Source organism: Niveispirillum sp. FG148 (assembly GCF_057809655.1).
Genome location: NZ_JBMDKJ010000013.1, coordinates 90,991 through 104,848 on the forward strand (window position 1 = coordinate 90,991; position 13,858 = coordinate 104,848).

The 13,858-nt window shown below is 64.6% G+C and carries 11 protein-coding genes; 3 read left to right on the forward strand and 8 right to left on the reverse strand.

Annotated elements, in window-relative coordinates:
* Nucleotides 1–335 precede the first annotated feature (335 nt).
* A complete protein-coding gene (gene hexR, locus ACODTW_RS15270) occupies nucleotides 336–1,178 on the forward strand; it encodes a transcriptional regulator HexR (protein ID WP_488946893.1) in 843 nt (280 codons plus the stop codon).
* 100 nt (nucleotides 1,179–1,278) lie between these two features.
* Nucleotides 1,279–3,498, forward strand: a complete 2,220-nt coding sequence (gene glgB, locus ACODTW_RS15275) for a 1,4-alpha-glucan branching protein GlgB (RefSeq protein WP_488946894.1) — start codon at nucleotides 1,279–1,281, stop codon at nucleotides 3,496–3,498.
* A 9-nt stretch (nucleotides 3,499–3,507) separates the two neighbouring features.
* On the opposite strand, the gene ACODTW_RS15280 is transcribed toward glgB, so the two are convergent.
* The 7 genes from ACODTW_RS15280 to ACODTW_RS15310 all read right to left on the reverse strand — a co-directional run bounded on the left by ACODTW_RS15280 (nucleotide 3,508) and on the right by ACODTW_RS15310 (nucleotide 11,567).
* Nucleotides 3,508–4,926, reverse strand: coding sequence for a hypothetical protein (locus ACODTW_RS15280; RefSeq protein ID WP_488946896.1), 1,419 nt, complete (start codon nucleotides 4,924–4,926; stop codon nucleotides 3,508–3,510).
* A 200-nt stretch (nucleotides 4,927–5,126) separates the two neighbouring features.
* Nucleotides 5,127–5,834 carry a phosphate regulon transcriptional regulator PhoB gene (gene phoB / locus ACODTW_RS15285; protein ID WP_488946898.1) on the reverse strand — a complete coding sequence of 236 codons (708 nt, stop codon included), beginning with the start codon at nucleotides 5,832–5,834 and terminating at the stop codon, nucleotides 5,127–5,129.
* Nucleotides 5,835–5,888: 54 nt separating this feature from the next.
* Complete coding sequence (gene phoU / locus ACODTW_RS15290) at nucleotides 5,889–6,614, reverse strand: phosphate signaling complex protein PhoU (RefSeq protein ID WP_488946899.1); 726 nt, start codon at nucleotides 6,612–6,614, stop codon at nucleotides 5,889–5,891.
* A 175-nt stretch (nucleotides 6,615–6,789) separates the two neighbouring features.
* Complete coding sequence (pstB, locus tag ACODTW_RS15295) at nucleotides 6,790–7,593, reverse strand: phosphate ABC transporter ATP-binding protein PstB (RefSeq protein ID WP_488946901.1); 804 nt, start codon at nucleotides 7,591–7,593, stop codon at nucleotides 6,790–6,792.
* A gap of 2 nt (nucleotides 7,594–7,595) precedes the next feature.
* Nucleotides 7,596–8,915 (reverse strand): phosphate ABC transporter permease PstA, encoded by a 1,320-nt coding sequence (gene pstA, locus ACODTW_RS15300; protein ID WP_488946902.1) that lies wholly within the window; start codon nucleotides 8,913–8,915, stop codon nucleotides 7,596–7,598.
* Nucleotides 8,908–10,371 carry a phosphate ABC transporter permease subunit PstC gene (gene pstC / locus ACODTW_RS15305; RefSeq protein ID WP_488946903.1) on the reverse strand — a complete coding sequence of 488 codons (1,464 nt, stop codon included), beginning with the start codon at nucleotides 10,369–10,371 and terminating at the stop codon, nucleotides 8,908–8,910. Before pstC ends, pstA begins: the two co-directional genes overlap by 8 nt.
* A gap of 155 nt (nucleotides 10,372–10,526) precedes the next feature.
* A complete protein-coding gene (locus ACODTW_RS15310; protein ID WP_488946905.1) occupies nucleotides 10,527–11,567 on the reverse strand; it encodes a substrate-binding domain-containing protein in 1,041 nt (346 codons plus the stop codon).
* A 277-nt stretch (nucleotides 11,568–11,844) separates the two neighbouring features.
* Between ACODTW_RS15310 and ACODTW_RS15315 the strand changes: the two genes are divergently transcribed.
* Nucleotides 11,845–12,396, forward strand: coding sequence for a Cif family virulence factor (locus tag ACODTW_RS15315; protein WP_488946907.1), 552 nt, complete (start codon nucleotides 11,845–11,847; stop codon nucleotides 12,394–12,396).
* A gap of 16 nt (nucleotides 12,397–12,412) precedes the next feature.
* Here the strand turns inward: ACODTW_RS15315 and ACODTW_RS15320 are convergent, their stop codons facing one another.
* Entirely contained in the window at nucleotides 12,413–13,831 is a 1,419-nt protein-coding gene (locus ACODTW_RS15320; protein WP_488946908.1) for an ATP-binding protein, read from the reverse strand.
* Nucleotides 13,832–13,858 lie beyond the last annotated feature (27 nt).

Consider the following 13,858-nt stretch of genomic DNA (forward strand, 5'->3'; position numbering starts at 1 on the left):
CGTCATCCGGCCCGCGCGCCATCACGCATTATGATGCCGCCGCCGATGAATGTAGCAGAATTACCGGTCAGGGCAAGCGGCGACTACGCCGCATTACCGCATTCCGGCCCCCGGCACGCATGTTTTGGCACCGTACGCTGCAATGCGGCGTAACTTTACTACGCCAGCCGCCATCGGCAAAGCATTTCGCCCGCGGAACGGGCCAGGGTCTGTGGGCAAAGGTGCCCCCTCATTACCGCCGATATGGCGGCCTTGCCAAAGGCGGGCGGATTTCGTGTAATTCCCTTACACGGCCATCCTTCCGGCCGATCCGTCAGGTTTGGGGAGCGCCAACCGTGCTTGAACGTATCCGCGGCATGCAGGCCGGCCTTCGGCGGTCGGAACAGAAGATCGCCGAAGTGGTGCTGAAACGCCCGCATTCCGTCGTCAATGCCAGCGTGGCGGAAGTGGCGCGCGAGGCACAGGTCAGCCAGCCCACCGTCGTGCGCTTCTGTCGTTCCATCGGCTGCGCCGGGTTCCAGGATTTCAAGTTGCGCCTGGCCCAGGACCTGGCCACAGGCACGCCTTATGTGCATGAGGAGGTGCGGCCCGACGATCCCGTGGCGGATGTCGCCGCCAAGGTGCTGAACCGGTCCATCGCGTCGCTGACCCGCGTGCGCAACCACACCAATCCGGAAGCGCTGGACCAGGCCGTCGCCATCCTGGCCCAGGCGCAGCGCCTGGAATTCTATGGTTTCGGCGCGTCCGGCGTGGTGGCCATGGATGCGCAGAACAAGTTCTTCCGTCTGGGCATCCCCTGCGTCGCCTATACCGATTTCCATGTGCAGGCCATGTCAGCCACCCTGCTGGGCCCCAATGCCGCGGCCCTGGTCATCTCCCATACCGGCCGCACGCGGGAATTGCTGCGTTCCGTCGATCTGGCCCTGGACAGCGGGGCCAAGGTCGTGGCGCTGACCAGCGGCGGGTCGCCCTTGGCGGAAAAGGCCACGGTGTCCCTGCTGGTGGACGTGGTGGAAGATACCAGCATGTACACGCCCATGGTCAGCCGTCTGGCGCATCTGGCCATGCTGGACGTGCTGCAGGTGGCCGTGGCGCTGCGCAAGGGCGTCAATCTGGCCGAAAGCCTGGCGCGGTCGAAACGGCCGATCCGGGAACGCCGCCTGGGTCAGCGGGCGTAATTCCATCGCGTTGCAGGTGGATTGGGAAAAGCCCCGGCCCTTTCCCCAGCCGCCTTGAAATATGGTAAATTTCCAGCGCCGCCTCCAACCCAGGACCACCATGCCCCATCCCCTGTCCGACGCCGAGATCGCCGCCATCGTCAGCGCCAGACATGGCGACATTTTCGCCGTGCTGGGGCCGCACAGCTTCCATGACGGGACAGGGCGGGTGACGCTGCGTGTGTTCCGACCGGATGCGGATCGGGCCCTGGTCATCGGGCCCGACGGGCAGGAACGGCTGGAACTGACGCGCCTGGACCCGGCCGGTCTGTTTGCCGCCACCCTGACGGCCGAACAAGTCAGCGGCTATCGCCTTCGCCTGATCCACGGTGATGCTGTCTGGGAGATTGACGACCCCTACCGATTCCCGCCGCTGCTGGGCGACATGGACCAGTATCTGCTGGCCGAGGGGCGGCATTGGCGGGCCTATGAGAAGCTGGGTGCCCATCCGGACGTGATCGAAGGCGTGGCCGGTGTGCGTTTCGCCGTCTGGGCACCGAATGCGCAGCGCGTCTCCGTCGTCGGTGATTTCAACGGCTGGGACGGGCGCCTGCATGTCATGCGCCTGCGCCTGGGCGCCGGCATCTGGGAAATGTTCATTCCCGGTGTCCGCGAGGGCGCACATTACAAATATGAACTGCTGGACGCGCACGGCCATTTGCTGCCGCTGAAGGCCGATCCCTTTGCGCTGGCCGCCGAATTCCGGCCGGCCACGGCGTCCATCGTGGCGCGCGTCGATCGGCACGCCTGGGAAGATGGGGAGTGGCTGGGCAAGCGCGCCGCGCGCAATGCCCGGTCCGCCCCCATCGCCATCTATGAGCTGCATCCCGGTTCCTGGCAGCGGCCGGACAATGGCTTCTATCTGAACTGGCGCGAGCTGGCGGCCCGCCTGATCCCTTATGTGCAGGAGATGGGCTTCACCCATATCGAACTGATGCCTGTGCATGAGCATCCGTTTGACGGGTCGTGGGGCTATCAGGCACTGGGGCTTTACGCGCCAACGGCCAGATTCGGAACACCCGCCGATTTCCAGGCCTTCGTCGATGAATGCCATCGGGCGGAAATTGGCCTGATCATTGACTGGGTGCCGGGCCACTTCCCCACCGATGCGCACGGTCTCTACCAGTTCGACGGGTCCCACCTTTACGACCACGCCGACCCGCGCCAGGGCTATCACCCCGACTGGAACACGGCCATCTACAATTTCGGCCGCAACGAGGTGACGAATTTCCTGATCGCCAATGCCCTGTTCTGGCTGCGCCATTACCATATCGACGGCCTGCGCGTGGATGCCGTCGCCTCCATGCTGTACCTGGATTACAGCCGCAAGGAAGGTGAATGGATCCCCAACCCGCATGGCGGGCGGGAGAACCTGGAAGCCATCGACTTCATGCGCCGCATGAACGCGCTGGTCTATGGCGATGAAGAGGGCCAGGGCGGCGGCGCCATCACCATTGCGGAGGAATCAACGGCCTGGCCCGGCGTGTCGAAGCCGGCATATCTGGGCGGTCTGGGCTTCGGCTACAAATGGAACATGGGCTGGATGCATGACACCCTGAAATACATGTCCCATGACCCGATCCACCGCCGTCATCACCATGACAACCTGACTTTCGGCCTGCTCTACGCCTTTTCCGAGAACTTCATCCTGCCGCTCAGCCATGACGAGGTTGTGCATGGCAAGGGCTCGCTGCTGGCCCGGATGCCGGGCGATGATTGGCAGAAATTCGCCAATCTGCGCGCCTATTTCAGCTTCATGTGGACCCATCCGGGCAAGAAGCTGCTGTTCATGGGGGGTGAATTCGCGCAAGGCCGGGAATGGAACCATGACGGCGAGCTGGACTGGCATCTTCTGGACGATCCCCAGGGCGGCCACTGGCACCGGGGCGTGCGCGATCTGGTCCGCGATCTGAACCATCTCTACCGTAACACCCCGGCCCTGCATGAGCGGGATTGCGAGCCCGAAGGATTCCGCTGGATCAAGGGCGGATCGGCGGATGAAAGCGTGCTGGCCTACAGCCGTCATGGCCTCGCGGAGGACGCGGTGGCCGTGACTCTGGTGAATTTCACACCGGTGCCGCGCGAACAATACCGGGTAGGCCTGCCGCGACCGGGCCTGTGGCGTGAAGCGCTGAACAGCGATGCCGGCTGCTATGCCGGCAGCGGCATCGGCAATGCGGGCACCGTCACCGCCGAAGCTCTGCCCTGGGATGGCCAGCCCTTCAGCGCAGCGATCGCGCTGCCGCCGCTGGCTGCGCTGGTGTTGGTGCCCGCCGGCTGACAGCGGGCGTCAGGGGGCCTGTCGACGCTTCGCCACCCACCACATGGTCGTCAGCATCACCGGCACGGCCAGAAGCCAGACCAGCGGCCTGACCATCCAGATGGCGTGCAGGATGGAATGGTTGATGAACAGAAGGTACCAGCAAGGCAGGATCAGCACGGATCCAGCCAGCAGCAGATCGGCACAGCGGCCAGGAGCGGCCGGCGACCGCCAGAGCCTGATCAGATGCAGCCCGACAATGCCCAGCGACAGAAGCAGCAGGCCGGCGCCGATGGGCGTGGAACCATAGGCCAGGCCGAAGCTGGCATGCAGCAGGGCCACGCCCATCATGACGATGCGCAACAGGACGGACCCGTCGACCACGGCGGGGTCCAGCCCGATGGCCCGATAACGTTCGGCCAGATGCGGTGACAGTTCGGCCAGGATCGAACCGCCGAAACGATGACTCAGCGTCCGGCCGAACACAGCCGCCTCGTCCCCCCCGAAAACCATGCCGGCCAGCGCAATCTTGAAGGCGAAGCACAGTCCGGCGGCCAGCACGAACGCTGCTCCGGACTGGAACAGGCGCGGCAGCAGCAACGCCGGACGATCACGGTACTCCAGCGCCACCACACCGGCCACCAGACAGGCGCCGATCAGCAGGCCGCCGGTCAGAAAGTCGAACCAGGCGGTCAGACAGCCGAACAGGGCGAACAGTCCGATGCGCGCATTGTCAGACAGACCCGGCAAGGGAAGCCGATACACCGTCAGCAGGAACAGAAAGGCCACCAGATCACCCAGGGCATAGCTGGTCCACCAGCCATATAGGGGCAACCCATAGAAGACCGTGATCACGGTCGCCAGCGCCGCATAGGCAGCCGAACGCGGCGCCGTCATCCCGGACCGCAACCAGTCCCGGCCGGCCAGGATCAGCAGCAGCAGCGGTGCCAGGAAACTGGCCGTCAGCACCAGCACCTGCATCGCGGCGACGTCCATGAAGCCCAGCAGGGTCCGCATCACCGTGCGGTAGCCATGAAGATAGCGATGATAGTAACCGTCCGGACGGATGCTGGCGGGTTCGGTCAGGCCCAGCCGGGCGATGCCACAGGTCCAGGGCTCTTCCGGCCGGATGCCCGGTGTTTCCTTCAGGTGGCTTTCCAGCAGATAGGGCGACACCGCCTCTTTCCAGGCGCTGTCATAGGGCAGGACCATCATCGCCAGGATCAGACAATCATTGCCCGAAACGGCAGGGATTCCTTCCTTCGCAAGCGGCAGCTTGACGGTCGCGTCGATCTGCCCGGCCTGGAAGGATCGGGCGATGTTGGCGTTCACCGTTTCGCGCGGTGCGATCACCAGCGAGGCATAGCTGAACGCGATGCTGACGACGGTGAACAGGAACGCCGTCAGCAACACCAGAATCAGGGTCCGCAAGGGCTTCAGTTCGGACATGTCATACTCCGCGGACGCCCCGGCGGCCGCGACACGGCCACGCGTCCCATCTTCCGGTCTCGCAGGTTCAGCCGCAAATCCGCGGCGCCGCGGGCCGGCAACGGCCCGTCACGGATATAGACCAGGAATGGGCAAACGGGTCAACCACACGCGGCGCGGGCAAGACCGGCAGGAGTGGCGCCTGTAGCTGGCGCCCGCCCTCACATCGTCGTCTTGGTATCCAGGGCATAGCCGGCGGAGCGGACAGTGCGGATCACATCCTGCTCTTCCGTCTCGTTCAGCGCCTTGCGCAGGCGGCGGATATGCACGTCGACCGTCCGCAGCTCGACATAGACGTCGTGACCCCAGACGATATCCAGCAGCTGCTCGCGCGAGAAGACACGACCAGGATGCTGCATGAAGTGGCGCAGCAGGGCGAATTCCTTCGGCCCCAGATGGATGTCACGGCCGCCGCGGCGGACACGGTGCGCGGCCAGATCCATGGAAATGTCGGAGAAGCGCAGCAATTCCTCCGCCAGACCGGGGGAGGCCCGGCGCAGCACGGCACGGATGCGGGCCACCAGTTCGGTCGGGCTGAAGGGCTTGGACAGGTAATCGTCGGCACCGCTGTTCAGGCCGCGCACCTTGTCCGCCTCCTCGCCGCGCGCCGTCAGCATGATGACGGGCGTTTCCCGGGTCTTGGGATTGCGACGCAGCTGGCGACAGACCTCCAGCCCGCTCATCAGCGGCAGCATCCAGTCCAGCAGGATCAGGTGCGGGCTGCGCTCATCGGCCAGCAACAGCGCCTCTTCCCCGTCACCGGCCGTGATGACGCGGAACCCCTCACGCTCCAGATTGTATGAAAGAAGGGTGACGAGGTCGGCTTCGTCTTCAACGACCAGGATCAGCGGCTTCAAGGCGGCGTTCATCGGGGTACCTGGTGGCTATCGGTCAACGGAAAATGCGGGGAGGGCGCGCCCATGTCAGGCGGCACCATCCTCCGGCTCGATGATGGTGAAGCTGGACTTGTCGCCCTTGGGACGCGCGGCGGTCAGCGGCTGGCCCCTGACCAGGAAATGCACGGTTTCGGCGATGTTGGTCGCATGATCACCGGCGCGTTCCAGGTTCTTGGCGATAAACAGCAGGTGTGTGCAGGGCGTGATGTTGCGCGGGTCTTCCATCATGTAGGTCAGAACCTCGCGGAACAGGCTGGTATAGAGATCATCCAGCTCCTCGTCCCGATGCCAGGCGGCCACGGCCTTATCGACATCGCGGTCGATATAGGCGTCCAGCACATCCTTCAGCATTTCCTGAACCAGGCGGCCCATGCGCGGGATGGTTCCGGCGGGGCGCATGACGGGCAACTGGGCCAGCGCAATCGACCGCTTGGCGATATTGGCGGCATAATCGCCCGTGCGTTCCAGATCGGCGGAAATCTTCAACGCCGCCAGCACCTCGCGCAGATCCACACCGACGGGGGCGCGCAGTGCCAGCATGCGCACGGCATCATGCTCGATCTGGCGTTCGAATTCGTCCAGGCGGGCATCGCCCTGCATGACTTTCGTGGCCCCTTCGACATCGCGACGGCCCACGGCCTGCACGGCCGCTTCCACCTGTGCCTCCACCACGCCACCCATCTGGGCGATCAGGTTCGAGAGACGCTGCAGCTCGGCCTCGAAGGACTTGACGGTATGTTCGGTGGGCGACATGGACATGGGTCCTCGGGATGGGGGGCGTGCTGAACGGGCGCCGCCTTCTGCTTCGACCACCCCGGCGAAGGCCGGGGTCCGGATCGTGAGGCGGGGCCCCTGACATTCTGAACCCCGGCCTTGGCTGGGGTGGCGGGCGGGGGAACCGGAACGACGCCCCCCGACCGCCTCTTGCTCAACCGTACCGGCCGGTGATGTAACCCTGCGTGCGCTCGTCGCGCGGGTTGGTGAAGATTTCCTCGGTGTCCCCAACCTCCACCAGGTCACCCAGATGGAAGAAGGCCGTGCGCTGCGACACGCGGGCGGCCTGCTGCATGTTGTGGGTGACGATGGCGATGGTGAAGCTTTCGCGCAGCTCGTCGATCAGCTCTTCGATATGCGCGGTGGCGATGGGGTCAAGAGCCGAGCAGGGCTCGTCCATCAGGATCACTTCCGGGCTGACGGCGACGGCGCGGGCGATGCACAGACGCTGCTGCTGGCCACCGGACAGGCCGGTACCGGGCTCCTGCAGCCGATCCTTCACCTCGTTCCACAGGCCGGCGCGCTTCAGCGACGTTTCGACGATGGCGTCGAACTCGTCCTTGCGCGTGGCCAGACCATGCAGCTTGGGCCCGTAGATGATGTTCTCGTAGATCGACTTCGGGAACGGGTTCGGCTTCTGGAAGACCATGCCGACACGGGCGCGAAGCTGCACCACATCCAGCCTTGGATCATAGATATCCTGCCCGTCCAGCAGGATCTTTCCTTCCACGCGGCAGATGTCGATCGTGTCGTTCATGCGGTTGATGGTGCGCAGGAACGTGGATTTACCGCAGCCCGAGGGGCCGATCAGGGCCAGCACCTCGTTCTGGTAGATGTCGACATTGACGCCGTGCAGGGCGCGCTTGGCGCCGTAGAACACCTTGACGTCACGGGCCGACACCTTGACCGGCTGCGTGGATGCGGCGTCCGCGGGCTTGTTCAGGGTCACGCTGTCCATGGTTACCACCGCCGTTCGAATTTCTTGCGCAGCCAGATGGCCGCACCGTTCATCGTGATCAGGAAGGCCAGCAACACCAGGATGGCGGCCGAGGTCAGTTCGACGAAGCCGCGTTCCGGTTTGTCCGACCACATGAAAATCTGCACCGGCATGACCGAGGAACTGTCCAGCAGGCTGCCAGGGGCCGAGGTGACGAAGGCGTTCATGCCGATCATCAGCAGGGGCGCCGTCTCGCCCACGGCGTGGGCCATACCGATGATCGTGCCCGTCATGATGCCCGGCATGGCCAGCGGCAGCACATGGTGCATCACGGTCTGAAGACGCGAGGCCCCCATGCCCAATGCCGCCTCCCGGATCGACGGCGGCACCGCCTTCAAGGCGGCGCGGCTGGCGATGATGATGGTGGGCAGCACCAGCAGACCCAGCACCAGACCACCCACCAGCGGGGCCGACCGCGGCATGCCGAAGAAGTTGAGGAACACCGCCAGACCCAGCAGACCGAACACGATGGAGGGCACGGCCGCCAGATTGTTGATATTCACCTCAATGATCTCGGTGAACCGGTTCTTCGGCGCGAACTCTTCCAGGTAGACGGCGGCAGCCACACCGATTGGCAGGGCCGTCGCCAAGGTCACTGCCATGGTCAGCAGCGTGCCGACAGCGGCCCCCAGCAGACCCGCCAGTTCGGGATAATTGCTGTCCGACGCCGTAAAGAAGGTCGTGTTGAAGGCCGAGCGCACGTCGCCGCGCTGCTGCAAACTGTCGAACCAGGCCAGCTGCTTGTCATTGATGGGGCGTTCCATCTCGGGAATGTCGCGACGGATGCCACCCTTGAGGATCTGGTTGATCCCATCGGACGCGGGCAGCCAGATCTCGACCGTCTGCCCGACCAGGGCCGGATTCTTGTCCAGCATCTGGCCCACGCGCACACCGGCCACCGGGCTGATCAGACCGCGCAGGTCACGCTTTTCCAGACGGCCCGAAACATCGGGGAAGCCCTTGTACAGGGCTTCGCTGACCAGATTCTGGAAGGCGCCGCGGTCCCAGTCCGCTGGATTGCCCGTACCCTGCGGATCGATGACGCTGGCGTCAATGCTGACGGCCAGCTTCACCTCTGTCTGGAAGAAGGCGGAGGTGCCTTCTTTCAGCAGGGTCGACAGAAGGATGACCAGCATGGCGCAGGCGAAAACAATCGCCAGGATGCCATAGATACGGAAGCGTCGTTCGGCCGCATAGCGCGCCTTCAGTCGCTTGGTTGCAAGGTCGCCGGTGTGGAACGACACGGGAGCGGCTGTCTGCATCGGCTCTGCGATCTCAGTCATATTTTTCCCGGTATTTCTGGACGATGCGAAGGGCGACAACGTTCAGCGCCAGGGTCACCAGGAACAACACCAGGCCCAGGGCGAAGACCGACAGCGTCTTGGCACTGTCGAATTCCTGGTCACCGACCAGGATGGACTTGATCTGCACGGTCACGGTCGTGACGCTGGCCAGCGGGTTCAGCGTCAGGCTGGCCTGCAGGCCGGCGGCCATCACCACGATCATCGTCTCGCCGATGGCGCGGCTGACAGCCAGCAGCATGGCACCGACGATGCCCGGCAACGCTGCCGGCAGGACCACCTGCTTGATGGTCTCCGACTTGGTGGCACCCAGGCCCAGAGAGCCATCACGCAGCGCCTGCGGCACGGCATTGATCACGTCGTCGGCCAGCGACGACACGAAGGGCACGATCATCACACCCATGACGATGCCGGCGGCCAGCGCGCTCTGCGAGGAAACGGTCAGCCCCACCGCCTCACCCAGATTGCGGATGAAGGGCGCGACGGTCAGGATGGCGAAGAAACCGTAGACCACGGTCGGCACGCCGGCCAGGATCTCCAGGACCGGCTTGACCAGCGAACGCACCCGCTTGGGCGCATATTCCGACAGATAGATGGCCGACATCAGACCGACCGGGGCCGCCACGATCATGGCAATGGCCGCGATCAGCATCGTGCCGGTGAACAGCGGGATGGCCCCGAAGGCACCGGACGAGCCCACCTGATCGGCGCGAATGGCCGTCTGCGGCGACCATTGCAGCCCGAACAGGAATTCCGTCACCGGCACCTTGGTGAAGAAGCGGATGCTTTCGAACAGCAGCGACAGGACGATACCGACTGTCGTCAGCACGGCGATGGTGGAACACATCACCAACAGAACCGTGATGATCCGTTCGACATTGTTGCGGGCCCGGAACTCGGCGCTGATCCGGCTCCAGGTGAAGGCCAGGGCACCGCCACTGAGCGCCAGGACACCGCCGAACAGGACCCAACCCCCCAATGCGCGCAACTGCTTCAGATGCGTGGCCGCTGGGGTCAGGGCATCAATGACGGCCGGGTTCACATATTGAAGCTGGCCAATCGCCACGTTGCCGATATTGATCAGCAGCAACTGGCGATGGGTCTGGGTCAGGGCCGACGCCTCGTTGGCGATGTTCGCCAGCAGGGTTTCCAACTCGGCCGGCGCCAGCATGACGCGCGCCCAGGCCTCGATCTGATCGGCCGACATGCCTGTCAGCACCAGCCAGTCCATCATGGGACCGCTCAGCGCCACCCAGAGCAGAACCAGCACCAGGGCCGGCAGCCCAGCCCACAGCGCGACATAGGACCCGTAGTAACTGGGAACGGAATGCAGAGTGGCGATGCGCCCACCAGCAACGGCCACAGCCCGGTTCCGGCCCAGCCAGAAACCGGCAAGTGACAAAAGCAACAGGACGCCAACGGTCAAAGTGACTGACATGGGTTCAACCCGCTGCTGTCAGGGGAATACCGGTTTTCAAGGCAAACCGGCGGCATCGAAAAAGACGCCGCCGGTTCCGCCATCTGCTTATACACCGGGCGGATGCGGGAGTCCGGACCCACCGATCCTTGTCCCGCACCGCCCAGGCCTGCACATTACGAAGCCGGCTTCGCCATCGGCGTCAGCTTCAGCGCGGCGGCTTCGGCAGCCTTGCGCTTGTCGGCCGGCAGCGGCACCAGACCCTTGTCGGCCAGGTAGCCGTCATCGCCCATGGCGCGTTCCGAAGCGTATTCGGCCAGGAATTCCTTCAGGCCGGGGATCACGCCGAAATGCTGGTTCTTGAAGTAGACGAACAGCGGACGGGAGATCGGGTACTTGCCGGAAGCGATCGTGTCATACTTCGGCTCAACACCGTCGACCGACAGACCATGCAGCTTGTCCTGGTTTTCTTCCAGGTAGCTGTAGCCGAAAATGCCCAGGGCCTTCGGGTTGGCCGACAGGCGCTGCACGATCACGTTGTCGTTCTCGCCAGCTTCGATGAAGGCGCCATCTTCACGCATGGTCTTGCAGACGGCCGCATGACGGGTGGCGTCCAGGGCCTTGATAGCCGGGAATTCCTTACAGCCGGTTTCCATCACCAACTCGACCCAGGCGTCGCGCGTGCCGGACGTCGGCGGCGGGCCCAGCACTTCGATTTCGACGGCCGGCAGGGACGCGTCGACGTCCTTCCAGGTCTTGTTCGGGTTCGGCACGATCTGGCCGTTCTTTTCGACTTCCTTGGCCAGAGCGGCGAACAGCTGGGCTTTGGTCACGTTGAAGGGCGTGCCCTTCTTGGACTGGACGAAGCCGATGCCGTCATAGCCGATCACCAGTTCGGTGATCTGCTCAACGCCATTCTTCTGGCAGGTGTCATACTCACTGGCCTTCATGGCGCGGGAAGCGCCCGTGGCGTCCGGGAAGTCGGCGCCAACGCCAGAGCAGAACAGCTTCATGCCACCGCCGGTGCCCGTCGATTCCAGGATCGGAGCAGCGAACTTCGTGGTCTGACCGAAGCGCTCGACGACCGTGGAGGTGAAGGGGAACACGGTGGAGGAACCGACGATGCGGATCTGATCGCGGGCGGCAGCGGCGCCGGCCAGACCGACGAACGACACGGCGCCGAGCACGGCGGCGAGAACAAGCTTCTTGGTGGTCACGACAAGGCCTCCGGTTATCTGGGCGGCACACCGAAGCCGGCGCATCCCCTGATGCCTGCCATCTTCATGTGTCCATTGTCCCTGCTGGGGTGCCGGGACCTTAGCCGCGCTGAGCGACGCAAATACTACATCTACGTTACAGTTCGATGACACACCCCCCGGAGCAAGGGTTCATGCCGGCCGAAACAGGGGCGTTACATATTGGCTGTTGGCAGCGGCCCATAGAAGCTTCATCATTGATATCAATGGCTTTTTTCAATTTTGCAAGGAGTTTGGAATGGTACCGACGAGCGGGTTACTGACAGCCGGTCGCCGCCTGATCCAGGCAGGCGGACTGCTGGCTTGCGTCGTATTCATGACAATGCCGGCGATGGCCCAGAATGCGGGCCAAACGCACCCGGCGCAGGCGGTCATGGATGCCGACCGCGCCTTTGCCGCCAAAGCGCAGGAGATCGGGGTCGGCAAGGCCTTCTCCCTGTTCGCCGAACCGCGCGTCCATATGCTGAACGACCCCGTGCCCGGCAGCGACGGGGCGGAGCTGTACAAGCTGTTCGATCCGCAGATGGTGCTGCAATGGGGGCCGGTGGACGGCGCCATCTCCAATGACGGCACCCTTGGCTACACCTGGGGCAAGGCCACGCGCTACCGTACCGCAGCCGATGGCAAGCGCGAGGAACTGCCGCCCAGCCGCTATGTCACCATCTGGCGCAAACAGGCGGACGGGTCCTGGAAGTTCCTGGCCGATGGCGGCCTGCACGGCCCGGAGGAGCGGGAATTCACCGCCCGCAAGAAGGCGGAGAAGGAGGCGGCGGAAAAGGCCAAGCCCTGATCAGCCGCCGGGACCGTCAACCGGCCTGCTGCTGTGTCAGGGCCGGCGCCTTGCCGGCCGGCAGCAGCACGGAGAAGGTGCTGCCCTTGCCCACTTCGCTGTCAATGATCAGCCGGCCGCGATGCCGGTTGACGATATGCTTGACGATGGCCAGGCCCAGACCGGTGCCGCCCAACGCCCGCGACCGGGCCGGATCGACGCGATAGAATCGCTCGGTCAGGCGTGGCAGATGGGTGCGGGCGATGCCATCACCCCGATCGGTCACCGCCACCATGACCGACGGGCCGCGCACCGAGCCAGCCTTGCCGCGTTCCGGCGCCGTCATGCTGACGGTCACTTCCGTCTGCTCCTTGCCATACTTGATGGCATTGTCGATCAGGTTCTGGAAAACCTGGGACAGTTGATCCTCATCCCCCATCACGGGCGGCAACGGGGCCGGCTGTTCCAGGCGTAGCTTCACCTTGCGCGACGCGGCACGCATTTCCAGCGTGGCGGCAACGTTGCGCACGATCTTGGCGACGTCGACCTCCGCCGTCGGCGGTGAATGTTCGTCCATCTCAATCCGTGACAGGGACAGAAGATCGTTGACCAGACGCGACATGCGGTTGGACTGGTCGAACATGATGCCCAGAAAACGCTCATGCGCGGCCGGGTCATCCTTGGCGGGACCGCGCAGCGTTTCGATGAAGCCGATCAGGGCCGCCAGCGGCGTGCGCAACTCGTGACTGGCATTGGCCACGAAATCGGCGCGCATCTGTTCGGACCGCTTCAACAGCGTGATGTCGTGCAGGGTCAGCAGCACCAGCGGCGGGCCGTCGGCACCCGGCACCCGGAAGGGCTTCACGCGGGCCTGCAACGTGCGCTCCACCGGCACGGGCAGCAGCACCTCCACCGCGCGGGACGCCCCGCCGGCCAGCACGGCATCCACGGCCTCCAGCAGGCTGGGCGTGCGTACGGAACTGGCCAGATCACGGGCCAGCAGCCGTTCGCCAAACATATTGCGGGCCGCCTGATTGGCGCGGGTCACCTCCCGCGCGGCCCCCAGCAGGATGACGGGATCATGCAACTGGTCGATCACCGCCTCGATCAGGATGGTCCGTTCGGTGTCGCGGATCTGCCGGTCCAGCCAGGCCTGCTGCGTCCGGGACAGGGCACCGGCAATGGCCTCCGCCGTGATGCTGGACAGTTCCGGCGGCGGCACGGGGCGCGTCGCCTCCCCCAGGATTTCAGCATAGTCGGTCAAACGGCGGGTGTCGGTCTGGATCATGCGCAGCATGACGGCCGCGACGATGACATTCACCAACAGGGCCGGCAGCGCGACCGCCGCCTCGATATGACCGGCCAGCAGCAGTGACAGCAGAATGGCCGCTGTCGGACCGACCAGCGCCACCCCGATGATCACGAACCTGATCGGCCGGACCGCATACCACCGCATCTGACCACCGCCCGCTTTTTCTGTATT

Coding starts and splice junctions, on each gene's coding strand:
- glgB (WP_488946894.1), top strand. CDS start 1,279: ATGCCCCATCCCCTGTCCGACGCCGAGATCGCCGCCATCGTCAGCGCC.
- ACODTW_RS15280 (WP_488946896.1), bottom strand. CDS start 4,926: ATGTCCGAACTGAAGCCCTTGCGGACCCTGATTCTGGTGTTGCTGACG.
- phoB (WP_488946898.1), bottom strand. CDS start 5,834: ATGAACGCCGCCTTGAAGCCGCTGATCCTGGTCGTTGAAGACGAAGCC.
- phoU (WP_488946899.1), bottom strand. CDS start 6,614: ATGTCGCCCACCGAACATACCGTCAAGTCCTTCGAGGCCGAGCTGCAG.
- pstB (WP_488946901.1), bottom strand. CDS start 7,593: ATGGACAGCGTGACCCTGAACAAGCCCGCGGACGCCGCATCCACGCAG.
- pstA (WP_488946902.1), bottom strand. CDS start 8,915: ATGACTGAGATCGCAGAGCCGATGCAGACAGCCGCTCCCGTGTCGTTC.
- pstC (WP_488946903.1), bottom strand. CDS start 10,371: ATGTCAGTCACTTTGACCGTTGGCGTCCTGTTGCTTTTGTCACTTGCC.
- ACODTW_RS15315 (WP_488946907.1), top strand. CDS start 11,845: ATGGTACCGACGAGCGGGTTACTGACAGCCGGTCGCCGCCTGATCCAG.
- ACODTW_RS15320 (WP_488946908.1), bottom strand. CDS start 13,831: ATGCGGTGGTATGCGGTCCGGCCGATCAGGTTCGTGATCATCGGGGTG.